The organism is Allobosea sp. OK403 (assembly GCF_900113835.1).
GTDB lineage: Bacteria > Pseudomonadota > Alphaproteobacteria > Rhizobiales > Beijerinckiaceae > Allobosea.
The window spans coordinates 410,682-431,695 of the sequence record NZ_FOQV01000001.1; the positions used below are offsets into that span (position 1 = coordinate 410,682).

Sequence of the window (21,014 nt, forward strand, 5' to 3'; positions counted from 1 at the left end):
AGATCAGGATACGATGAATGCCCAGCTGGTCGCGGCGCTCTACGCCACGCCCGGGCCTATTCTTGTCGGTTCGATCACGGTTACCATCGTCATGCTGGGAGCGGGCCTGCTCGCTGGCCATGATCTCGTGTTCTATGGCCTGGCCATCCTGATGGCTTGCCTCGGATTGTTCCGGTTTGCGTCCCACAGGCTATATGAGCGGGCTCAAGCCGTAGCCGGCGCACCCTTCGATGCGGCCCGCTTCGAGCGGCTTGCGATGATCGGAGCCTGGGGAACGGCCACGCTCATCGCCGGATTCAGCTGCTACGCCCTGTGGCGCTATCCGAGCCAGCCGGTCGCCGTTCTGGCGATCGCGCAATCGATCGGCTATCTGGCGGGGATATCGGGGCGCAACACCTCGCGCCCCTTGATCACGAAGATCCAGGTCCTGATCTCCGGCGCCCCTTTCACCGTCGCATTGGCCGCGACCTTGGAGCCGGCCTATGTCATGATAGCGCTGACGGTCGCGCTGACGACGATTCTGACCTTCTCCAGCACGCAGATCATTCACGAGATGTTCGTGTCGCGCCATCGCACGATGGAGGAGCTCGAGATCCTGGCCAATCGCGACACGCTGACGAATCTGGACAACCGGCGCTCGATTCTGCTCAAGATCGAGAACCAGCTGGCACGCAAACAAGATACCGCGCTCTTGTCCGTCGATGTCGATGACTTCAAAAGCATCAACGACACCTATGGGCATGATGTCGGGGACGCATTGCTGCTCTCGATCAGCGAAACCCTGGCGTCTTGCCTTGGCTCTGGCGATATCGCGGCGCGGATGGGCGGCGACGAGTTCATGATCGTCACGTCGCGCGGGAGCACTGGGGCAGTCGAGCTTGCGCGCCGTATCCTGACGCGGATCGGCTCCCAGAGGCGGATCAAGGGACGCAGCATCGCCGCGACCGTCAGCGTCGGCATCGTCGTTGCCGAGGCTGGCCTGGCTGTCGAACAAGCCCTCAAGCGTGCCGACATCGCACTCTACAAGGCCAAATCGGATGGCCGGAACCATTTGGTCGTCTATACGCCGCAGCTGAGCGTCGAGCACGATGAGCACCTGGCCTTCGAGGTCGATCTACGGGACGCGATCCGCGCCGGGCAATTCCAGCTCGTCTACCAGCCGATCTACAACCCTCGCTCCGGCAGCGTCACGCTGGTCGAGGCGCTGCTGCGCTGGGATCATCCGCGGCGCGGGGTGGTCAGCCCCGCGGCCTTCGTTCCCGTGGCCGAGCGCACCGGCTTGATCAAGGTGCTGGGGACATGGGCGATCGAAACCGCAGTGCGCACCGCCCTGGCCTGGCCGCGCAATGTCGGCGTCAGCGTCAACGTCTCCGCGCGGCAGTTCGAGAGCGATCACGACCTCGTCGCGATCGTCGCCGCCATCCTGCGCAAGTCGGGCCTGCCGCCGCGCCGCCTGACGCTCGAGATCACCGAATCGACGCTCATCGAGGACGCGCCGCACATCATCGAGAGCTTGAAAAAGCTGCGAGCCATGGGCGTCAGGATCGCGCTCGACGATTTCGGGACCGGATACTCGTCCCTGAGCTATCTGGCCAAACTGCCGATCGACATCATCAAGATCGACAAGACCTTCAGCCACGAGATCGATTCGTCGGTCAAGGTGAACGCGCTGATGACCGCGATCACGGACCTGGCTCATAAGCTTGGGCTGTCGATCATCGTCGAGGGCATCGAAACGGCGGCGCAGCTTGCCGTGATGCGCCGTTTCAGCTTGCATGGGATACAGGGATTCATCCTCGCGAAACCGATGTCCGACGAGGCTTTGCTCGCCATCATCAAGGATCGCGTGGCCTCCGACAGGATGAGCCTTGTCGGAAACCTCACGGCGCCTGCTGCGGTTGCCGTGAGGAAGCGGCCAGAAGTTGCTTGAGCGTCCCCGCGGTAATAGAGCCGGAACGGGAGCGCGCCATGCAGAGGCCGAACTATCCGAGCGGCAAGGACCTGCTTGGCGCCGATTCCGTATCGCGCGACGATCTCGATGATATCCTCGCGCGCGCCGAGCGCCTCTTGGCGGAAGAGAATGAAGAGGATACGCCCGGCGACCAGCCGGGCCGGCTTCATCTCATAAGGCGGCGGCCAAAGGTGATCGCGACCCTGTTCGACCAGCGCAGCACACGGACGCGGCTGGGCTTTCAGGCCGCGGCCTTGCGCCTGGGTCACCAATCGCTCGACGTTTACGATACCGATCGCAGCCGGATGGGCAGCGCGACGGGCGAAACGCTCGACGATCATATCCGCACCGTCGAGGCCTATAGCGACCTGATCGTGGTGCGCTCGCATACCGAGAGCCTGCCATATCAGGTTGGGCGGTTGAGCTATCTGCCGGTCATTAATGCCGGCAACGGTGCTGACGAGCACCCGACCCAGGCTTTGATCGATCTCTTCGCCATCCACAAATTGCGCGGGGACGTCAAAGACCTGTCGATTGCCTTGTCGAGCGATACGCGTGCACGCTTTGCCCTGTCCTTCGTGAAAATGCTGCGCCTCTCGCCGCCCCGGCGCTTCACGCTTTGCTCCCTGCCGGGCGTGCCGATCAATCCGCCGATGCGCGAAGCCATTGCTCTGCTGGCGAGCCTGGGCTGCAAGGTCTCCTTCGTTCATGACGTCAGGGACACTCTGGACCATGACGTCCTGATCATTCAGATGCAGGATATGAGCCGCTTCGCGCACGCGTCTCTGGGGAGCGAAGCCGTCGACAAGGAAACCGAGACCGAACCCTTCACGCTGACCGCCAAGAAGATTCTCGATGCGAAATCCGACACCCTGATCCTGAACCCCCTCCCGCGTTTCTCCGAGCTGGACGTGTCATGCGACGCGTTGCCGAATGCGGGCTATTTTCGACAGGTCAAATTGTCCTTGCCGGTGAGGATGGCCATCCTGGAGCGAATGCTTCTGGGTATTCCATGGACTGGTTGAAGCGCCGTTTCCTGGCATTCTCGGTTTGGATGCTGGCCTATTTCCTGGCCTATATCGCCGTGGCGATAGCCATTCGCTATCTGTCGCATTCCTTCCGCATCGTCGAGATCGCGGCGATCCGCTCCGCCGGCTCGCTCATCCTCGCCGGATTCTTCGTTTTCAGAAGCAAGCCGGCCCTGCACCAACTGGCTGGCATGCAGTTCGGCTATCATATCCAGCGCAGCCTGATTCATCTGATCGGGTCCTTGGCGCTGATCTGGAGCCTGGCCAATCTTCCCCTGGGATTCATCGCGACGATCGAGTTCTCGGGACCGCTCTTCGCGGCGCTGCTGGGCCTCGTCGTCGCGGGCTTGATCCCGGGGCCCGTCGCCTGCCTGGGATTGTCGCTCATCGCCGTTGGAAGCGCCTATCTGCTGTTCTCGCAGGGCGTGTGGCATGATCCGCGCCTGCTGATCCCGGTCGGTGCAGTCGCTCTGCTGACGGTCACAAATTTGATGCTGGTCCGGCTGGCCGAGAGCAAGAGCGTTGTCCTGATCGTGTTCGTCATGCATGCCGTGCAGCTTCCGGTCTATCTGTGCGCCCTCTTCATCGGCCTCGATGCGGGGGGGGCCGCCCAGTCCCGCGACCTCCATATCGAGGACGTGCTCGGCGTTTCGCTGGCGGTTGCTGTGCTGATGCTTGCCGGTTTCGTCACGCAGACGGCGCTCGCGAATGCGTCGCGTCATGGCTCCGCGCTGCAGCTCTGCGCCGCCGACACGCTGCGCGTGCCGTTCCTGACGCTCATCGGCTATGTCGTCTTCAAGGAGATGCTGAGCGAGAGCATCGTCCTGCCCGGATTGCTCGTCGTGGCGGGAGCGATCATCACCAGCCTGCCGCAGCCGCGCGTTCAAAGCCAGACGAGCTAAGGTCAGGCCGCGATAGTGAGCTGCCGCCATGTCACATTCTTGACATGGCCGCGCTGCCGCCGTCATGGTGCGGCCGTTCCCAGGGGGGCCTCGCTAGGAGGCTGAGATTCCGCCGGCTCGAACCCGTTTCGAGCAACGCGGTGACCCTCCGAACCTGATCCGGCTCATACCGGCGTAGGGATGCGGGACATTGGGTGGCAAGCCGCCCCTTTTCCATGCTCGCGCCATTGGCCGGACAGCGGGTCGCGGACCGGAAACGTGCCGGATTGCGCCTTGATGTCTCGGAAGGTGTGCATGGACGTGACGGAAGCGCAGATCATTGCGGCCCTGCTGGAGTTCTTCGACAGGGAAGAAGTGACGGACGAGGATTTCGACCGGCTGGCGCAGCGCATCTTCGCCTATCAGTTCGAGAACAATCAGCCCTATCGCCGCTTCGCCGCGGCGAGAGGCAGGACGCCGCTTTCCGTCCGGAGCTGGCGCGACATTCCCGCCGTTCCGATCGACGCATTCAAGGATCTGACGCTGAGCTGCCGCCCCACGGAGGGGATCGAGCACGTCTTCATGACGAGCGGCACGACCCGCGGCGGGCAGCGGGGACGCAGCTATCACCCGACGCTGGCCGTCTATGACCGCTCGATGATCCTGAACTTCCGGCAGCGCTTCATGCAGGGGCGGAACAGGATGCAGGGGCTGGACCGGATTCGCATGGGTATTCTGTTCCCCGACGAGCAGGCGATGCCGAATTCCTCGCTGGCGCATTACCTCGCTCTGGCGCGGCGCGAATGCGGGACGCCCGACAGCGAAGGCTTCATCGACGGGGCGGGCCTCGCCACCGCGCGCCTGCTCGCGACGCTGGAGCGCGCCGAGGCTGGCGAGGAGCCTTATGCGCTGCTGGGCGCCAGCTACAGCTTCGTGCATCTGCTCGACGAACTGCAGCGGCAGGGCCGGCGCTTTGCGCTGCCGCCGGGCAGCCGCATCCTCGACACTGGAGGCTTCAAGGGGCAGTCGCGCGAATTGGCGGCGGACGAGTTCTACGACGCTCTGTCGGCTGCGCTCGGCGTGCCCCGGGATCGCTGCATCAACATGTACGGCATGACCGAGCTCAGCACCCAGTTCTACGATTGGGGCAATGAGACCTGCCCGCCGGTGAAGTCGGGCCCGCACTGGATCCGCAGCAGGGTGGTGAACCCGCTGACGGGGCAGGATCTGCCCGCAGGCGAGACAGGCGTCCTGGTCCATCACGATCTCGCCCATTTCAATTCGGTCTCGGCGATCCTGACCGAGGATGCCGGCGTCGTCGTCCCCGGCGGCTTCCGCCTGTTGGGCCGCGTCGATGGCGCCGATTCCAAGGGCTGCTCCGTGGCGGTCGAGGAATTCCTGAAAGCGGCTCGTGGCTGAGGTGATGACCGAGTTCGCGGGGCATCTGCCCGGCCTGTCGGCCGGCGAGGTGGAGTGGAAGACGCTTCACTTCAGCGCTTGGGGCGAGGCGGCGGAGGTCCGCGTGCCCGTGCTGAGCGAAGCGCAAGCCACAGCGCTGGCGCGGCGCGTGCGCGACAATGCCCGCGCCTATCTCAAGACCCTGCGCATCGCCGAGATCACCGCGATCATCGACCAGGCGATCGCGCGCTTGCTCGATCGCAACGATCCCTGGCGGCAAAAGGCCGAAAGACTGCTGCCGATCGTGACGGGCTATGATCCCGAGATGATCCGGCTCGGCCTGACCGGTTATCTGAAGACCTTCCGGCAGCCGCAGCTCAAACGCTTCCTGGCCGAGGATTTCGCTGATCCGCAGATCCTCGACGATTTCCAGCCCAGGCCGAAGGGCGGCTTCGCCAAGGCGTTCGGGCCGGACCTCGTGCTGCATGTCTGGGCCGGCAATGTTCCGGGCCTGCCGCTCTGGAGCCTGATATCGGGCCTGCTGGTCAAGGCCGGGAGCATCGGCAAGGTCGCCACCGCCGAGCCTCTGCTGGCAGGCTGGTTCGCCCGCATCCTCGCCGAGATCGACCCGCGCCTGGGCGAATGCCTCGCCGTGGTGTGGTGGAAGGGCGGCGACGAGGCCGGCGAGCGCGTCTGGCTGGCGCGGGCCGATGCCATTGTCGCCTATGGCGGCAATGATGCGCTGAAGGCGATCCGGGATCGCGCGCCCGTCACCGCCCGCTATCTGCCGCATGGCCACAAGATCGGCTTCGGCATGGTCGCGCGCACAGCGCTGGATACGCGCAAGGCGGGTGGGCTCGCCCGTCAGGCCGCCTATGACGTGATGCGCTACGATCAGCAGGGCTGCTATTCCCCGCAGATGCTTTTCGTCGAGCGCGGCGGGCGCGTCTCGCCGCGCGAATTCTCCGCCTATGTCGCCCATGAACTGGCGAGCTTCGCCCGCAAGCATCCGCGCCGCGCGCTCTCGATCGAGGAGGCTGCCGGCGTCGCCTCCTGGCGCAGCGCGCAGGAGCTTCGCGCCTTTAACGGCAATCGCGACCTCCTGGGCGACGCTTCCGACAACTGGAGCATCGTCCATGTCGAGGACGCGCAGGCGCTGGCTCCCAGTGGCCTGAATCGGACGCTCTCCATCGTCGCCGTCGACAAGCTCGACGATGTCGTCGGCCTGATCGCCCCCTTCCGGTCCTTTCTCCAAAGCGCCGGGATCGCGGCGGAGCCCGAGGAGCTGTTCCGGCTCGCCGGTCTGCTCGGGCAGGTCGGCGTGACGCGCATTTGCGCGCTCGGCGCGATGACTGCACCCGAGGCCGGCTGGCATAATGACGGGCGCTTCAATCTGCTCGACCTCGTCACCATGACCGAAATCGAGCATGCGGCGGAAGCTGCCGCGGACGGGTTCGCGCCTTATGTCGATTGAGCCGCACAGCGAAGGCTTCGTCGCCATCGACCGGGCGAGCTACGGCTATGGCGTCTGGCCCGCGATCGTCGATCATGTCGACTGGACGATCCCGCGCGGCGCGATCCATTGCCTGGTTGGGCGCAGCGGCTGCGGCAAGACGACCCTGCTGAAGCTCGCCGCCGGTCTGCTCCTGCCCGATGAGGGGATCGTCAGGATCGATGGCGCCGCCTTGCGCGAGCCGGGGTCGCAGATCGGCTTCGTCTTCCAGGCCCCGACCTTGCTGGACTGGGCGAGCGTGCTCGACAACGTGCTCTTGCCGATCTCGCTGAAGCGTCGCCCCCGTGCGGCGGACCGCGAGGCTGCGCTCGATCTGCTGAAACTGGTTTCGCTGGACGGTTATGCGCAGCGCCATCCCAGCGAATTGTCGGGCGGGCAGCAGAGCCGCGTCGCGGTCGCGCGCGCGCTCGTCACCCAGCCAGCCGTGCTGCTGCTCGACGAGCCGTTCGCCGCGCTCGACGCGCTGACCCGCGAGGAATTGCAGGACGACCTCCTGAGGCTCTGCGCCCTGCACGAAACGACAGTGCTGTTCGTGACCCATGACATCACCGAGGCCGTCTATCTGGCCGATCGCGTCGCGGTGATGGCGGCGGGGCGTTTGCACCATCAGATTGCCGTGGACCTGCCCCGGCCGCGCCAACGCGAATTGCGCTACGGCCAGGCCTTCAACGCGCTCTGCCGCGAGTTGCGACAGGCGATGGATCTGGCGCCATGACCGCCACCATGATCGCGCGCCTCTCTTCGGCTTTGCTGCTGCTGGTCCTGCTCGGCGGGTGGGAGCTCTATTGCCGCCTGGCCGGCGTGCCGGCGCTGATCGTGCCGCCGCCCTCAGTCGTGCTGGCGACGCTGTGGAGCGAGATCGCCAGCGGGCGCCTGCTGCCGCATCTGCGGATCACGGCGACCGAGATGGCGCTTGGCCTCACTTTGGGCTGCGCGGTCGGGCTCGCGGCCGGGATCGTGCTGGCGGAGGTCGGGTTCCTGCGCCGCCTGCTGCATCCCTATATCGTTGCCAGCCAGGTTGTGCCCAAGCTCGCGCTCGGCCCGCTCTTCATCATCTGGTTCGGCTTCGGCATGACCTCGACGGTCGTGATCACCGCCCTGATCTGCTTCTTCCCGCTGATGGAGAACACCGTGACCGGCCTGGCCCAGGTCGATCCGGCGCGCCGCGAACTGTTCCGCATGCTGGGCGCCACGCGTCTCCAGACCTTGCTGCGCCTGAAACTGCCGAGCGCCTTGCCGGTGATCATGGCGGGCGTCCGCGTCGCGGTCGTGCTGGCGCTGGTTGGCGCTGTCGTCGGTGAGTTCATCGGGGGCAGGGCAGGGCTCGGCGCTTCCATCATCGCCGCCCAGAGCGTGATGGATTCAGGCCTGATGTTCGCGCTCTTCATCGTGATCACGCTCATGGGCATGTTGTTCTACCAGGCTGCGACCTGGCTCGAGAGCCTGCTGCTTCGCCATCATCTGAAAGGATAGTCCATGTTCAGCCCCTCACGTCGCTGCATAGCCCTGGCGCTGGCCTTCTCGGCCATGTTGGGCAGTGCCAGCCGGGCGCAAACCCTGGACACGGTCACCGTCGCCGGCTGGAGCCAGCCGATCAGCGAGATCACCAACCTGCTCGCCGAACCCGACAAGGGTTTCTTCAAGGCGAAGGGGATCGCGCTGGATTACGTGCCGGGTACGGGCGGCGGCTCCGCCATCCAGACCATGCTGACCGGCAAGGCCGACATCGCCTTCACCGATCCGGCCTCGCTCTATCTCGCCCTCGACAAGGGCGAGAAGCTGGTGGCGATCTACAACATCTATCCGCAGAACGTCTTCAACGTGGTCGCGCCCAAGAGCGCCGGCATCAAGGGACCGGCGGACCTCAAGGGCAAGCGCATCGGCGTCTACAGCCTGTCGAGCGGCACGCGCCAGAACCTGCAGGTGCTGCTGCAGCAGGTCGGCCTGACCGAGAACGACGTCACCATCGAGGTCACGGGGCTGCTGAACTTCGCGCCGCTGATCCAGGGGCAGGTCGACGCCACCGCCGCGACCGATACGGGCCTGCTGGTCGGCCGGATGAAGGGCCTGCCCGAGGTCGACGTCATCGAGGTCAAGGACCATCTCAACCTGCCCAGTGACATCTTCGTGGTGACGCAGGCGACCTATGAGGCGAAGAAGCCGCTGCTGAAGCGCTTTCTCGCCGCTTATCGCGACAGCGCCGCCTGGATGATCGCCAAGCCCGAGGAGGCTGCGAAGATCGCCGTCACCCGCGCCATCAACGGCCGCGACGAGGCGCTCAACCTGGAGATCATCAAGCTGCGCAACCTCTCCACCGTCTCCCCGACCACCGACAGCAAGGGGCTGGGCCATTTCGACCCCGAGCCGATGCAGAAGGGAGCCGATACCTTCAGGCAGCTCGGCCTGATCGCCAGGCCGATCGATATCGGGCAGGTCGTCAAATCCGACCTGATCCCATAGGACGGCACGCCATGAATTTCCGCGACAGGAGCATCATCGTCACGGGCGCGAGCCGGGGCATCGGGGCGGCGCTGGCAAAAGCCTTCGCCGCCGAGGGCGGGCTAGTCATCGTCAACTATCTCAGCAATGAGGCGGCGGCGCTGCAGGTCGTCGAAGCCTGCCGGGCGCTGGGCGGGCAGGCCCTGGCGATCGCAGCCGATGTGACTTCGGAAGCGCAGGTCGAGGCGATGATGGCCCGTATCGCCGATGAGGTCGGCAAGGTCGACGCAGTCGTCAACAACGCTTTTGCGCCCTATGTCTTCGATCCCGACGACCGGACGCGCTTCTGGGACACGCCGTGGTCGGCCTATCAGACGCAATTCGATGGCGCGCTGAAAGCGACCTACAACATCTGCCACGCCGTGCTGCCCTTGATGAAGCAGCGGCTGAGGGGCAGCATCGTCAACATGACGAGCGATCTCGTCGCGCGTCCAAGCATTCCCTATCACGACTACACCACGGCGAAATCGGCCCTGATCGGCTTCAGCCGGACCCTTGCCGCCGAGCTCGGTCCCCTGGGGATCCGGGTCAATTGCGTCGCGCCGGGGCTGGTCTATCCGACCGATGCCAGCCGCGCGACCAAGGAGGAGGTGAGGGACGCTCTCATCACCCAGACGCCGCTGCGCCGGATCGCGACGCCCGAGGACATCACCGGCCCCGTGCTCTTCCTCGCCTCGGACTGGAGCGGCTTCGTCACCGGGCAGACGCTCCATGTCGATGGCGGGCTGGTGATGGCTTAGCGTATATCGTCTTGGCTCTGTAACACGCCGTCATTCCGGGGCGCCGCGAAGCGGCGAGCCTGGAACCCAGAACCGATGCGGGTTCCAAAGAAGCCTCTGATATCAAAGCCTGGCGAAGAGCCGTATCGGTTCTGGGTTCCGGGCTCAAGCCTGCGGCCTGCCCCGGAATGACGGCGTGGTTCTATCGCAGGGGGCCGTTTCTAAGGCTTTCGGGCCGCCTGCGCATCCTTGATCGCCCGCCAGACGCGGGCAGGGGTTGCGGGCATGTCGAGATGCGTCACGCCAAGCGGGCGCAGCGCGTCGAGGACAGCGTTCATCACCGTTTGCGGCGCGCCGATGCAGCCGGCCTGGCCCGAGCCTTTCGCGCCCAGAGGATTGGCTTTCGTCGGCACCTCGACCATTTCCAAATCGAAGAACGGAATGTCGTCGGCGCGCGGCATCGCGTAGTCCATGAAGGTCGCGCTGAGCAGCTGGCCGGAATCGGGATCGTAGACCGCTTCCTCGAGCAGCGCCTGCCCGATGCCTTGCGCCAGCCCGCCATGGACTTGGGCTTCCGTCAGCAGCGGATTGACCAGCTGGCCGTAGTCGTCGACGGCGACATAGCGCTCCAGCGATACGGCTCCCGTTTGCGGATCGATCTCGACCTCGGCGACCTGCGCGCCGTTGGGAAAGGTGATGACGTCGCAGATATTGTCGCCATGGCTGCTTAGGGCCGTGCCGGTGTTCTCCGCGACATGCCGGGCAACCGTGAAGAGATCGACCTCCTTCGCCAGGCCGTCGGCCCCTGCAACGGTGCGAAAGCGGCCATCGCCGAAGGCCAGCTCGCCCGCCCCGACCTGCAGCAATTGCGCCGCGACGGGGAGCGCCCTGGCGATCAGATCGTCTGCCGCCATGAGCAATGCCGTCCCGCCCATATGCAGGGAGCGCGCCCCGCCATGGCCGCCGCCGCGCGGCACCAGGGCGGTGTCGCCCTGCACCAGCCGGAAGGTCTCGACGGGCAATCCCAGCCGCTGCGCTGCGACCTGCGCGAAGCTGGTCTCATGGCCCTGGCCGTTGGATTGCGTGCCGACCGCCATGTCGATCGCACCGTCGCGCCGCACGCTCAGCCAGGCCTCTTCATTGGGCTGGCCGCGCGACGTCTCCAGAAAGCAGCCGATGCCGAAGCCGCGCAGCTTGCCGCGCTTCTTCGCCTCGCGCTTGCGCTTGGCGAAGCCGGCCCGGTCGGCTGCCGCCAGAACCCGGTCGAGATTTTCTGCGAACGTGCCGCAATCGATCACGCTGCCGAAGGCGCTGCGATGGGGAAAGCGTCGGATGAAGTTGCGCCGGCGCAGTTCCGCCGGATCGATCGCGAGCTGATGTGCCGCCGTATCGATCAGGCGCTCCAGCAGATAGTTGGCCTCCGGCTTGCCGGCCCCGCGATAGGCGTCGATCGGCGCCGTGTTGGTGAAGACGCCGCGTACATCCATCGTCATGGCCGGGATGTCGTAGAGCCCGCCCATCGCGGTCGATGGTGAATTCGTCGAACTTCCCGGGCCGAGCGAGGAGACATAGGCGCCGAGATTGCCGAGGGTCTCGACCGCCAGCGCCAGGAAACGGCCCTTGGCGTCGAGCGCGAGCCGCGCCTTGGTGAGGTTGTCGCGGCCATGCACGCCGCTGGTGAATTCGTCGAGGCGGTCGGCCGTCCAGTGCACCGGCCGCGCAAGCCTGCGCGCCGCCCACAGCACCAGGGCATATTCGGGATAGGTGACGTTCTTCATGCCGAAGCCGCCGCCGACATCGGGGCAGGAGACTTCGATCCTGTCGAGGGGCAGGCCGAAGACGCCCTCAGCCAGCTCGCGGCGGATGGCGTGCACGGAGGCGCCGCTGATCGCCAGGCTGTAGACCTCGCTCGCCGGATCGAAGCGGCCGAGCGCGATGCGCGGCTCCATGGCAGCGGCCACGATGCGATTATTGACGAGGTCGCAGGAGGCGACATGGGCGGCGCGCGCAAAGGCCTTCGCGACGGCCTCCCGGTCGCCGCGTTCGAAGCGGAAGGCGAGGTTGCCCGGGGCTTCCGGCCAGATCTGCGCGGCCTCCGGGGCCAGCGCACCGCGCAGTTCCGTCACTGATGGCAGGATGTCGTAATCGACGATGACCTGCTCGCAGGCGTCGCGCGCCGCCTCGCGGCTCTCGGCGACGACGAAGGCGACGAGGTCGCCGACATGGCGCACCCGCTCGCGCGCCAGCGGAAAGCGTGGCGGCACGATCAGCGGATCGACGGTCTTGACCACGATGTAGCAGGGCAGGGGATGAAGCCCGTCGAGATCGTCGGCGGTGTAGATGCCACGCACGCCCGGCATCTCGGCGGCTGCCGCTGTATCGATCGAGAGGATGCGGGCATGGGCATGCGGCGAGCGCACCATGGCGGCGAAGAGTTCGCCCGGGACGGGTTGGTCGTCGAGATAACGGCCCGCGCCGGTGAGAAAGCGCTGATCCTCGCGCCGCCGCAACGAACGCAGGTCATCGGGCGCGGAGATCGTGCGCATGGCGTCCGAGGCAATCAGGCCGTCATTCATATCGCTTCGCTCTCGCCTCTATGCTCGCGCGGGCTAGTCGCCACCATCGCAGCACCTCTGATGCAACCGCTTTGCCATCCGGGTGGCTGACACCCAACGGGAAACTAGGAGGTCGGCTCGGCTGCCGCATCCCGGAGGGCGTCGATATGCAGGGCGGCCGCCTTCATGGCCTTGCTCTCGATGGCCCGGTAATGCGCCACGATCTCGCGACCCATCGGCGTCAGATGCGCGCCGCCGCCCTTGGCGCCGCCAGGCGCAGCCTCGACGAGCGGCTGGCGAAACATCCGGTTGAGATTGTCGACCAGGAGCCAAGCCCGGCGATAGGACATCGCCATGGCGCGTCCGGCGCCCGAGATCGAACCCGATGCCTCGATCGCCTCCAAGAGCTCGACCTTGCCCGGCCCGAGCCTGCCGATCGGCACGAGGTCGATCCTGATGCTGATCAGAGCGGAGGGCTTTTGCCGGGCGGTTTCGGGCATGTCGGCGTCCTGTTGCTTCCACCCGTTCTAGAGCATTTTCAAGCGAAGTGGACACCGGTTCGCGTGAAGAAAATGCGATAAAACAAGGAGCTAGAGCATGTCCGCGTTTCGGAGAAACGCGGACATGCTCTAAACAGGTTTTTGCCGGACCGCACCGACAGCTTCCGATCAAGCTGCGCCGACACTGCCTTTCAGCAAGTGGGGCGAGCCCTGTATCGCTAGGAATATAGCCCGGACTGAGCCACATGCCTCGCGGCGGGGCAGAGCCTCAACTCGTCTCGACAGAAACGCTCTTGATCACAGCATAGACTTGGCTGCCGTGCCTCAGCGCCAGGGCCGCCACGGATTTCGCGGTCAGGCGCGCCAGCAGGCTCGCGCCATTGCAGTCGATGACGAGCTCGATTGCGGCGCCCCCGCGCGTCCTGCCGATTTCGGCGATCGTGCCCGGCAGGATGTTGAGCGCGCTCACGCCGGTCGGCAGCGTCAGGCTGATCAGGACGTCGCTGGCGAGAATGCGGACCCGGACATGCCCGCCGATCGGCAAGGCGCTGCGCGAAACCTGCAACAGGCCGGCCTGGGTTCTCAGACTGGTCAGATGGTACTCGGTATCGTGGTTGACGATCTCCGCTTCCAGGATGGAGCCGGCCTCGGCCGCACCCGACAAGCCGGCGACGTCCAACCGTGACATTACCTCTGCCGTCGGGCCGCAGGCCTTGATGGCGCCCTGATCGACCACGACCAGCGTCGTCGCCAGCCGCGCCACTTCCGCGACCGAATGCGAGACATAGACGATGGGGATACCGATCTCGTCGCGCAGCCGCTCGATATAGGGCAGGATTTCCGCCTTGCGCGCCTCGTCGAGCGAGGCCAGCGGCTCGTCCATCAGCAGCAGCCGGGGATTGGCCAGCAAGGCACGGCCGATCGCGATGCGCTGCTTCTCGCCGCCCGACAGGCCGGCCGGCCTGCGCTCGAGCAGATGGCCGATCCCGAGCAGGTCCAGCACGGTCTCAAAGGCGATGCTGTCGCGCCCTTCGCGCGGCGCGAACCAGCGCCCGAACAGCAGGTTCTGGCGCACCGTCAGATGGGGGAAGAGCCGCGCCTCCTGGAAGACATAGCCGATCCGCCGTCGGTGCTTGGGCACGAAAACGCCGTGCCTGGTGTCGACCAGCACCTCGCCGTCGACGAGGACGCGCCCGCGCGCCGGACGGATGAGGCCGCCGATGACGTTGACGAGCGAGGTCTTGCCGGAGCCCGAGCGGCCAAACAGCGCCGTCAGACGCCCGTTGGAGGTGAAGTTGGCGTCGAGCTTGAACTGGCCGAGATGGTGCTCGACCGCGATCTCGATGAGCGGGCTCATTCGACTGCGATCCTGCGCCCGACGAAGCGCGCCATCCATTCCGAGGCGAAGAGCGCCGCGACCGAGATCGCGATCGAGATCAGCGTCAGGCGCGTCGCCCCGGCCTCGCCGCCGGGCACTTGGGTGAAGGTGTAGATCGCCGAGGGCAAGGTCTGCGTCTCCCCGGGGATGTTGGAGACGAAGGTGATGGTCGCGCCGAATTCGCCCATCGCCTTGGCGAAGCACAAGATCATGCCGACGACGATACCCGGCAGGCAAAGCGGCAGCGTGACGACGAGAAAGACCCAGGCGGGACTGGCGCCAAGCGTGCCGGCTGCGTCCTCCAGCTTGCGGTCGACGGCCTCGATCGAGAGGCGGATGGCGCGCACCATCAGGGGAAAGCCCATGACCGCGGCGGCCAGCACCGCGCCCGTCCAGCGAAAGGAGAGCACGATGCCGAAATAGTCATAGAGGAACTGCCCGATCGGCCCGCGCCGGCCAAAGCCAATCAGCAGCAGATAGCCGGTCACGACGGGCGGCATGATCAACGGCAGATGGACGGCCGCATCGAGCAACGACTTGCCCCAGAAGCGACCGCGCGCGAGCAGGAAGGCGACGCCGAGCCCGAGCGGCAAGCTTGCGAACATGGCGGTCGTCGCAACGATCAGGCTCAGGCGGACCGCCGTCCATTCCTCGGGAGATAACCAGTCGCTCACGAGGCGTTGGCTGGCCTGTTCAGCACGGTGAAGCCTTGGTGCTCAAAGGCAGCCTTCGGCCCGGCCCCGCGCAGATAGGTCAGGAAACCTTGCGCGTCAGGATTGGTCGCGTCCTTCGTCACCGCGACGGGATAGATGATCGGCGGGTGCGAATCCTCCGGGAAGATCGCCGCGACCCTGACCTTGGGGTCGGCGGCGGCATCGGTGGCGTAGACGATGCCGAGCGGCGCCTCGCCCCGCGACACCAGGAGCAGGGCAGCGCGGACATTGTCCGCCTGCGCGATCTTGTCCTTGACCTTGTCCCAGCCGCCGAGCTTCTCTAGCGCCGCCTTGCCGTATTTGCCGGCCGGCACCGACTCGACATTGCCCATGGCGAGGCGGCCGGAGCCGAGCGCCGCGCTCAGGTCGACGCCGGAAGTCAGCGCAACTGTTGCCGTCGAATCCGAGGGCGCGACCAGCACGATCCGGTTGGCCAGCAGGCTGACCCGCGTCTCCGGCTTGATCAGGTTCTTGCTCGCCGCATAATCCATCCAGTCGAGATCAGCCGAGAGGAAGAGATCGGCCGGGGCGCCCTGTTCGAGCTGCTTGGCGAGCGCATTGCTGGCCGCATAGGAAATTTTTGGAGCCGGCTTACCGGTTTCCTTCACCCAGGCTGCGGCGGCCTCGTCGAGCGCGTTCTTCAGGCTCGCGGCAGCGAAGATGACGAGTTCCTTGGTCTGGGCCTGCGCGGTGGCGATGTTCGCGGAGAAACCGAGCAGGAGCGCGGCAGCGACGCCCATCACAAAACGGCGGTTCGTCGTCATTTGCGTTCACCCTCGTCGCGTTTGCTTTCGTTCTGTTTGATTGAATATAACGGCTGCTGCAACAGGTCGAGCCCAACATTCCCGTGAGCTTGATCTGCCACCCTATGCCAGGGCCGAGCGGCCCGTTCGTTTCAGGAGAAAACCCGTGAAGATCAGCGCCCGCAACCAGCTCAAAGGCACGATCGTCGAGATCACCAAGGGCGCGACGACCGCCCATGTCCGCCTCGATGTCGGCGGCGCCATCGTGACCTCGGCGATCACCAATGCAGCGGTGGAGGAGCTCAAGCTCACTGTCGGGCAGCAGGCCTATGCCGTGGTCAAGGCGTCCGACGTGATGATCGCGATCGATTGAAGCCAGTGGCCGCCCGGCCGGGCGAGGGCGCTTACCTGGCCAGCACTTTCGGCAGCCACAGCACGATCTCGGGATAGACCGTCAAGAGCAGGGTGAACAGGATCAGGATGACCAGATAGGGGAAGGTCACCTTGGCGATGTAGCCGAGGCCGTCCCCGGTCAGACCCTGGATCACGAACAGGTTGAAGCCGACAGGCGGCGTGATCTGCGCCATCTCCACCACCAGCACCATGAAGACGCCGAACCAGATCGGATCGAACCCAGCCTGCTTCACGATCGGCAGCACGATCGGCAATGTCATCACGATCATCGAGAAGCCGTCGAGGAAGCAGCCGAGCACGATGTAGAAAGCGATCAGCGCGACGATCAGCATGAAGGGCGTGAGGTTGAGCCCCTTGACGAAGGCGGCGACCGCCTGGGGAATGCCAAGGAAGGCGGCGGCATTGCCCAGGATCGAGGCGCCCAGCACGATCAGCGCGATCATCGAGCAGGTGATCACCGAGCCGATCAGGATGCCCTTGATCGCCTCGAAATTCAGCGAGCCCTGAAAGGCGGTGACGAGTGCCGCGCCGAGCACGCCGACGGCGGCAGCCTCGGACGGCGTTGCGATGCCGCCATACATCGAGCCGAGCACGCACAGGATCAGGAACAGCGCCGGCGCCAGATCGCGCAGGGCGGAAAAGCGCTCGCGCCAGCTCAGATTGCGCAGATCGTTCTCGGCCTGGGGCACGAGGTCGCCGCGCAGCGTGGTGTGGATCATCACCCAGGCCATGAAGGTGCCGGCGAGCAGGAAGCCCGGCAGGAAGCCGGCGGTGAACAGCTTGAGGATCGAGACGTCGCCGAGCACGCCATAGATGATCATGATGTTGGAGGGCGGGATCAGGAAGCCGAGCGTGCCGGCGCCCGCCAGCGAGCCGATGGCGATGTCCTTCGAGTAGCCGCGCTTGAGCAATTCGGTGAGCGCGATGCGCCCGACGACCTGGGTGGTCGCCGCCGACGAGCCGGAGATCGCCGCGAAGATCGTGCAACCGAAGATGTTCACATGCAGCAGGCGCCCGGGCAGCAAGCCGGCCCAGGGCGCGAGCCCCTTGAACAACGAGCGCGACAGATGGGTGCGGAACAGCAATTCGCCCATCAGGATGAAGAGCGGCAGCGCCAGCAATTCCTGCGTCGTCAGGATGTTCCAGGCATATTGCGGCAAGAGCCGGTCGAGCGGCATCGAGCGAAACAGGAAGAGCAGCACCGTGCCGGTCAGCGCGAGCGTCAGACCGATCCACAACCCGCAGGCCAGCAGGCCGAACAGGATCGCGAACATGACGATGACTTCGATGGACATGGGTGTGATCCCGACCGGCGCACCGGTCCTTGAGTAGGGGAAGGGCGCTGTGGTGAGGCGCTGCTCAGTCCGCGGGCGACGCGGCCTTCATCGAATGGTCTTCCAGCGGCAGGCCCAGGGCGGCCTGGATGACGCGCGCGAGGTACTGCAGGGTCAAAAGCAGCATGCCGAAGGTCACCACGGCCTGGGGAAACCAGACCGGCGTGTCGCTCGAGACCGAGGTCTGGCCCCGGCTGAACGAGCCCCAGGCGAAGCGCACCATCGCGTAGGTCAGGAAGCTCATGAAGGCGAAGCCGAGCAGCGCCGCCAGGACCTCCAGCGGCCGCCGCAAAGCCGGCGGCGCCTTGCCGATCAGCAGGGTGACGCGGACATGGCCTCCCGCGCGTAGCGTCATGGCCGCTCCGAAGGTGAAGGAGGCCGCCATCAGATAAGAGGAATACTCCCACGCCACCGGGATGGAGGCGGGGAAGAAGGGCAGGAAATTCGACAGGAAGCGGGTGCCGATCTCGCACAGCATGAGCAATGTCAGCGCCAGCAGGCAGCCGCCGCCGATCCAGCCGTCGAGGCGGCTGAGCCGGTCGATCCCGTCGAGCAGGGCGCGCAGGGCGGCGGGAACGGCGACCGCTTGCGGTTCGGCAAACCTTGGCGGTTCGGCAAACCTTGGCGGTTCGGCAAACCTTGGCGGTTCGGAGGGAGAGGCGTTGGTCACGAGCCGCGCTTCATCTCGGTGAGATAGGCCTTCACCGGCTTGTCGGCGGAGGGAACGCGCTTGAGGAAGGCGTCGAGCAGGGGGGCGGTCTTGGCGCGCAGATCAGCCATCATCGGTGCCGGCACCGGCACGACTTCCATGCCGCCCTCGGTCAGGCGCTTCAGGCTGTCGGTATCGGCTTTGACCGAGGCCGCCCAGAAATCGGGCTCGAGCTTGGTGGCGATCTCCTCCATCGCCTTGCGCTCCTCGGGCTTCAGCTTCTTCCAGCTGTCGAGATTGATGGTGACCATCTCGGACGACCAGACATGGTTGGTCGGCAGCACGTATTTCAGGAACTCCCAGAATTTGCCGTCGACGCCCGACACCGCCGAGGTCGAGACGCCCGAGACGACGCCAGAGGCCAGCGCCGGCACGGTCTCGCCCCAGGGGATCAGGACCGGCGACATGCCGACTGCGTTGAGCATGTCGACGGCGTTCTTGTCGGGCACGCGGATCTTGATGTTCTTCAGCATCTCGACCGTGGTCGCCTTGGCCTTGAGCTGCAGATATTGCGTCGGCCAGGGTACGATGAAGAGGATCTTCTGGTTGTTGCGCTCGGCGATCTTGTCGTATTCGGGCCGCACATATTTGTGCAGGACCTTGAGTTCCTCGGGCGTGCCGACGAGGAAGGGCACGCTTTCCACGCCCATGAAGGGCTCGTCGCCGACCTGCTGGATGTTGAGGATATCGGCCATCGGCACGATGCCGTCGCGCACGGCGCGCAGATGCTCAGGTCCCTTGAAGCCGAGCTGGCCGCCGGCCTTGACCAGGATGTCGACGCTGCCATTCGTCGCCTTCTTGACCTCTTCGGCGTAACGCATGGCATTCTGCGTGTGGAAATTGCTTTCGGGCCAGACGGTCGAGAGGTCGAGCTGGGTTTGCGCGGCCGCAGGCTGAGCCAGCATGCCGAGCAACCCCATTCCCAGCAGAAACGCGCGCCGCGCGATGCGATGGTCCGCCATGATCCGTAAGCCCTTCCAGTGAAGTCGTGTGTCGGTGGGACAGAAAGCAAATCCCCGGCCAACCAGGGGCCGGGGTGGCGGGGTCAGTTGGCGCTGACCAGCTCTTCTTCAATGTCGCGGCGCAGCAGGGCCGGGTCGCGTTCTGCCGGGTTGCCTATGCCGGCGCCGCCCGGCGTCAGGACGACCAGCCGGTCTCCCGCCGGAATCTCCTGAAAGCCCTTGCCTTTGAGCTTCTTGCCGGATTTGAGCCCGACATAGCCGGCGGCTCCGTTGCCGCCGCCATCGCGTCCGCGCGGCGGATGGTCGATCCGGTCGAAGGCCGCCAGGATCTCGAAGGAGGCGTCGACCCCGCTCTCGATCTCGATGATTTGGCCGTGGCCGCCGCGGGTGCGGCCATTGCCGCCGCTGTCGGGGCGCAGCTCCTTCTTCCAGAAGATCAGGGGCGTCTGCGTCTCCGCGATCTCGACCGGCGTACCGCGCACGCCGCTGGGATAGGCCGTGGCCGAGAGCCCGTCCTTGTCGAAGCGTGCGCCGGTACCGCCATTGCTGGTTACGGCCATGGCGAAACCGTAATTGCCCTGCGCGCCGGCATGCGTCCGGCCGCGCACGTTCAAATTCCAAAGGCAGGAGGTGCCCTCGGCCGGCACGCGCTCCGGGATGACCTGGCGCAGGCAGCCGAAGACGACGTCGGGCAGCATCTGGCCGATGACATGGCGCGAGGAGACGGCCGCCGGCTTGGGCGCGTTCAGGATCGAGCCTGATGGCGCGGAAACGGTCAGCGGGCCCAATGAGCCGGCATTGTTGGGGATTTGGGCGGCGACGACGCAGCCCAGCCCGAAGACGGTATAGGCGGTGGTGTAGGAATGCGGCACGTTGATACCGCGCTGCGCCTGCGGCGAGGTGCCGGTGAAATCGACATGGATGCCGTCATCCGAGATGGTCAGTTCGGCGGCGAGCGTGACCGGTGCGTCATAACCGTCGACCACCATCTCGTTGCGCCAGCTGCCTTTCGGGAGCTTGGCGATCTCGGCCAGCACGGCTTCGCGTGAGCGCTCGCAGATATGGTCGGCGAGCTCGTCAAGCGTCTCGATGTCGAACTCATCCATCATCTCGACCAGGCGTTTCGCGCCCATGTCGTTGCAGGCGGCGAGCGAATAGGTGTCGCCTTCGGTATCGACGGGCTGGCGCGTATTGGCGCGGATGATCGCCATGACGTTCTGGTCGACCTTGCCGGCGTCGATCAGCTTCAGCATCGGCAGATACAAGCCCTCCATGAAGACGTCGGTAGCGTCGGGCCCGAAGCCGATGCCGCCGATATCCATCAGATGGCTGGTGCAGGAGAACAGCGCGACCGGCTTGCCGTTCCTGAAGGCAGGCGTCGTCACGACGAAGTCGTTGAGGTGGCCGGTGCCCATCCAGGGGTCGTTGGTGATGTAGGCGTCGCCTTCTTTCATCGTCTCGATCGGGAAATGGCGAATGAAGTGCTTCACCGATTCCGCCATGGAGTTGACATGGCCCGGTGTGCCGGTGACGCCCTGGGCCAGCATGCGGCCCTGCAGGTCGAAGACGCCGGCGGAGATGTCGCCGCATTCGCGCACGATCGGCGAAAACGCGGTGCGCATCAGGATCTGGCCCTGTTCCTCCACCACCGCGATCAGGCGGTTCCACATGATCTGGAGATCGATCAGGCTGATCTTGTCGGTCTGGCTCATCTGAT

At 65.5% G+C, this 21,014-nt stretch carries 19 protein-coding genes and 1 riboswitch; of the genes, 10 read left to right on the forward strand and 9 right to left on the reverse strand.

Going from position 1 to position 21,014, the window contains the following annotated elements; translation table 11 throughout:
* The first annotated feature begins 13 nt into the window (after nucleotides 1-13).
* The 9 genes from BMZ97_RS01825 to BMZ97_RS01865 all read left to right on the forward strand — a co-directional run bounded on the left by BMZ97_RS01825 (nucleotide 14) and on the right by BMZ97_RS01865 (nucleotide 10,010).
* Complete coding sequence (locus BMZ97_RS01825; protein WP_175525393.1) at nucleotides 14-1,930, forward strand: putative bifunctional diguanylate cyclase/phosphodiesterase; 1,917 nt, start codon at nucleotides 14-16, stop codon at nucleotides 1,928-1,930.
* 38 nt (nucleotides 1,931-1,968) lie between these two features.
* Complete coding sequence (locus BMZ97_RS01830; protein WP_092164899.1) at nucleotides 1,969-2,976, forward strand: aspartate/ornithine carbamoyltransferase family protein; 1,008 nt, start codon at nucleotides 1,969-1,971, stop codon at nucleotides 2,974-2,976.
* Nucleotides 2,964-3,881: a DMT family transporter gene (locus tag BMZ97_RS01835; RefSeq protein ID WP_092164901.1), complete on the forward strand. Its 918-nt coding sequence runs from the start codon at nucleotides 2,964-2,966 to the stop codon at nucleotides 3,879-3,881. Before BMZ97_RS01830 ends, BMZ97_RS01835 begins: the two co-directional genes overlap by 13 nt.
* A 71-nt stretch (nucleotides 3,882-3,952) precedes the next feature.
* Nucleotides 3,953-4,079, forward strand: a riboswitch (TPP riboswitch).
* Nucleotides 4,080-4,175: 96 nt separating this feature from the next.
* Nucleotides 4,176-5,279: a LuxE/PaaK family acyltransferase gene (locus BMZ97_RS01840; protein WP_092164903.1), complete on the forward strand. Its 1,104-nt coding sequence runs from the start codon at nucleotides 4,176-4,178 to the stop codon at nucleotides 5,277-5,279.
* 4 nt (nucleotides 5,280-5,283) lie between these two features.
* A complete protein-coding gene (locus BMZ97_RS01845) occupies nucleotides 5,284-6,732 on the forward strand; it encodes an acyl-CoA reductase (protein ID WP_092166489.1) in 1,449 nt (482 codons plus the stop codon).
* Entirely contained in the window at nucleotides 6,722-7,486 is a 765-nt protein-coding gene (locus tag BMZ97_RS01850) for an ABC transporter ATP-binding protein (RefSeq protein WP_092166488.1), read from the forward strand. Before BMZ97_RS01845 ends, BMZ97_RS01850 begins: the two co-directional genes overlap by 11 nt.
* Nucleotides 7,483-8,244, forward strand: coding sequence for an ABC transporter permease (locus tag BMZ97_RS01855; protein WP_092164905.1), 762 nt, complete (start codon nucleotides 7,483-7,485; stop codon nucleotides 8,242-8,244). Before BMZ97_RS01850 ends, BMZ97_RS01855 begins: the two co-directional genes overlap by 4 nt.
* Before the next feature lie 3 nt (nucleotides 8,245-8,247).
* Complete coding sequence (locus BMZ97_RS01860) at nucleotides 8,248-9,231, forward strand: ABC transporter substrate-binding protein (protein ID WP_092164907.1); 984 nt, start codon at nucleotides 8,248-8,250, stop codon at nucleotides 9,229-9,231.
* 11 nt (nucleotides 9,232-9,242) lie between these two features.
* The gene (locus BMZ97_RS01865; RefSeq protein WP_092164909.1) at nucleotides 9,243-10,010 is read left to right on the forward strand and encodes an SDR family oxidoreductase; all 768 of its coding nucleotides are present in this window, start codon (nucleotides 9,243-9,245) and stop codon (nucleotides 10,008-10,010) included.
* 200 nt (nucleotides 10,011-10,210) lie between these two features.
* Here the strand turns inward: BMZ97_RS01865 and BMZ97_RS01870 are convergent, their stop codons facing one another.
* The 5 genes from BMZ97_RS01870 to modA form a co-directional block, all read right to left on the reverse strand.
* On the reverse strand, nucleotides 10,211-12,565 hold the full coding sequence (locus tag BMZ97_RS01870) for a xanthine dehydrogenase family protein molybdopterin-binding subunit (protein ID WP_210188198.1): 2,355 nt from the start codon (nucleotides 12,563-12,565) through the stop codon (nucleotides 10,211-10,213).
* Nucleotides 12,566-12,669: 104 nt separating this feature from the next.
* Nucleotides 12,670-13,044 (reverse strand): winged helix-turn-helix domain-containing protein, encoded by a 375-nt coding sequence (locus tag BMZ97_RS01875; protein WP_092164910.1) that lies wholly within the window; start codon nucleotides 13,042-13,044, stop codon nucleotides 12,670-12,672.
* 268 nt (nucleotides 13,045-13,312) lie between these two features.
* A complete protein-coding gene (gene modC, locus BMZ97_RS01880; protein ID WP_092164911.1) occupies nucleotides 13,313-14,401 on the reverse strand; it encodes a molybdenum ABC transporter ATP-binding protein in 1,089 nt (362 codons plus the stop codon).
* A complete protein-coding gene (gene modB / locus BMZ97_RS01885) occupies nucleotides 14,398-15,096 on the reverse strand; it encodes a molybdate ABC transporter permease subunit (protein WP_092164912.1) in 699 nt (232 codons plus the stop codon). Before modB ends, modC begins: the two co-directional genes overlap by 4 nt.
* Entirely contained in the window at nucleotides 15,093-15,899 is an 807-nt protein-coding gene (gene modA / locus BMZ97_RS01890; RefSeq protein ID WP_092164913.1) for a molybdate ABC transporter substrate-binding protein, read from the reverse strand. Before modA ends, modB begins: the two co-directional genes overlap by 4 nt.
* A 145-nt stretch (nucleotides 15,900-16,044) precedes the next feature.
* Between modA and BMZ97_RS01895 the strand changes: the two genes are divergently transcribed.
* Nucleotides 16,045-16,251, forward strand: coding sequence for a TOBE domain-containing protein (locus tag BMZ97_RS01895; RefSeq protein WP_092164914.1), 207 nt, complete (start codon nucleotides 16,045-16,047; stop codon nucleotides 16,249-16,251).
* Between the two features lie 31 nt (nucleotides 16,252-16,282).
* Here the strand turns inward: BMZ97_RS01895 and BMZ97_RS01900 are convergent, their stop codons facing one another.
* The 4 genes from BMZ97_RS01900 to BMZ97_RS01915 form a co-directional block, all read right to left on the reverse strand.
* Nucleotides 16,283-17,587 (reverse strand): TRAP transporter large permease, encoded by a 1,305-nt coding sequence (locus tag BMZ97_RS01900; protein ID WP_092164915.1) that lies wholly within the window; start codon nucleotides 17,585-17,587, stop codon nucleotides 16,283-16,285.
* A gap of 64 nt (nucleotides 17,588-17,651) precedes the next feature.
* Complete coding sequence (locus BMZ97_RS01905; protein WP_244546254.1) at nucleotides 17,652-18,191, reverse strand: TRAP transporter small permease subunit; 540 nt, start codon at nucleotides 18,189-18,191, stop codon at nucleotides 17,652-17,654.
* 101 nt (nucleotides 18,192-18,292) lie between these two features.
* A complete protein-coding gene (locus tag BMZ97_RS01910; RefSeq protein WP_348272096.1) occupies nucleotides 18,293-19,255 on the reverse strand; it encodes a TRAP transporter substrate-binding protein in 963 nt (320 codons plus the stop codon).
* 125 nt (nucleotides 19,256-19,380) lie between these two features.
* Nucleotides 19,381-21,009: a hydantoinase B/oxoprolinase family protein gene (locus BMZ97_RS01915; protein WP_092164920.1), complete on the reverse strand. Its 1,629-nt coding sequence runs from the start codon at nucleotides 21,007-21,009 to the stop codon at nucleotides 19,381-19,383.
* Nucleotides 21,010-21,014: the final 5 nt, after the last annotated feature.

Excerpts from the sequence above, each read along its gene's own strand:
- BMZ97_RS01825 (WP_175525393.1), top strand. The coding sequence starts at position 14 with ATGAATGCCCAGCTGGTCGCGGCGCTCTACGCCACGCCCGGGCCTATT.
- BMZ97_RS01830 (WP_092164899.1), top strand. The coding sequence starts at position 1,969 with ATGCAGAGGCCGAACTATCCGAGCGGCAAGGACCTGCTTGGCGCCGAT.
- BMZ97_RS01835 (WP_092164901.1), top strand. The coding sequence starts at position 2,964 with ATGGACTGGTTGAAGCGCCGTTTCCTGGCATTCTCGGTTTGGATGCTG.
- BMZ97_RS01840 (WP_092164903.1), top strand. The coding sequence starts at position 4,176 with ATGGACGTGACGGAAGCGCAGATCATTGCGGCCCTGCTGGAGTTCTTC.
- BMZ97_RS01845 (WP_092166489.1), top strand. The coding sequence starts at position 5,284 with ATGACCGAGTTCGCGGGGCATCTGCCCGGCCTGTCGGCCGGCGAGGTG.
- BMZ97_RS01850 (WP_092166488.1), top strand. The coding sequence starts at position 6,722 with ATGTCGATTGAGCCGCACAGCGAAGGCTTCGTCGCCATCGACCGGGCG.
- BMZ97_RS01855 (WP_092164905.1), top strand. The coding sequence starts at position 7,483 with ATGACCGCCACCATGATCGCGCGCCTCTCTTCGGCTTTGCTGCTGCTG.
- BMZ97_RS01860 (WP_092164907.1), top strand. The coding sequence starts at position 8,248 with ATGTTCAGCCCCTCACGTCGCTGCATAGCCCTGGCGCTGGCCTTCTCG.
- BMZ97_RS01865 (WP_092164909.1), top strand. The coding sequence starts at position 9,243 with ATGAATTTCCGCGACAGGAGCATCATCGTCACGGGCGCGAGCCGGGGC.
- BMZ97_RS01870 (WP_210188198.1), bottom strand. The coding sequence starts at position 12,565 with ATGAATGACGGCCTGATTGCCTCGGACGCCATGCGCACGATCTCCGCG.
- BMZ97_RS01875 (WP_092164910.1), bottom strand. The coding sequence starts at position 13,044 with ATGCCCGAAACCGCCCGGCAAAAGCCCTCCGCTCTGATCAGCATCAGG.
- modC (WP_092164911.1), bottom strand. The coding sequence starts at position 14,401 with ATGAGCCCGCTCATCGAGATCGCGGTCGAGCACCATCTCGGCCAGTTC.
- modA (WP_092164913.1), bottom strand. The coding sequence starts at position 15,899 with ATGACGACGAACCGCCGTTTTGTGATGGGCGTCGCTGCCGCGCTCCTG.
- BMZ97_RS01900 (WP_092164915.1), bottom strand. The coding sequence starts at position 17,587 with ATGTCCATCGAAGTCATCGTCATGTTCGCGATCCTGTTCGGCCTGCTG.
- BMZ97_RS01910 (WP_348272096.1), bottom strand. The coding sequence starts at position 19,255 with ATGGGGTTGCTCGGCATGCTGGCTCAGCCTGCGGCCGCGCAAACCCAG.
- BMZ97_RS01915 (WP_092164920.1), bottom strand. The coding sequence starts at position 21,009 with ATGAGCCAGACCGACAAGATCAGCCTGATCGATCTCCAGATCATGTGG.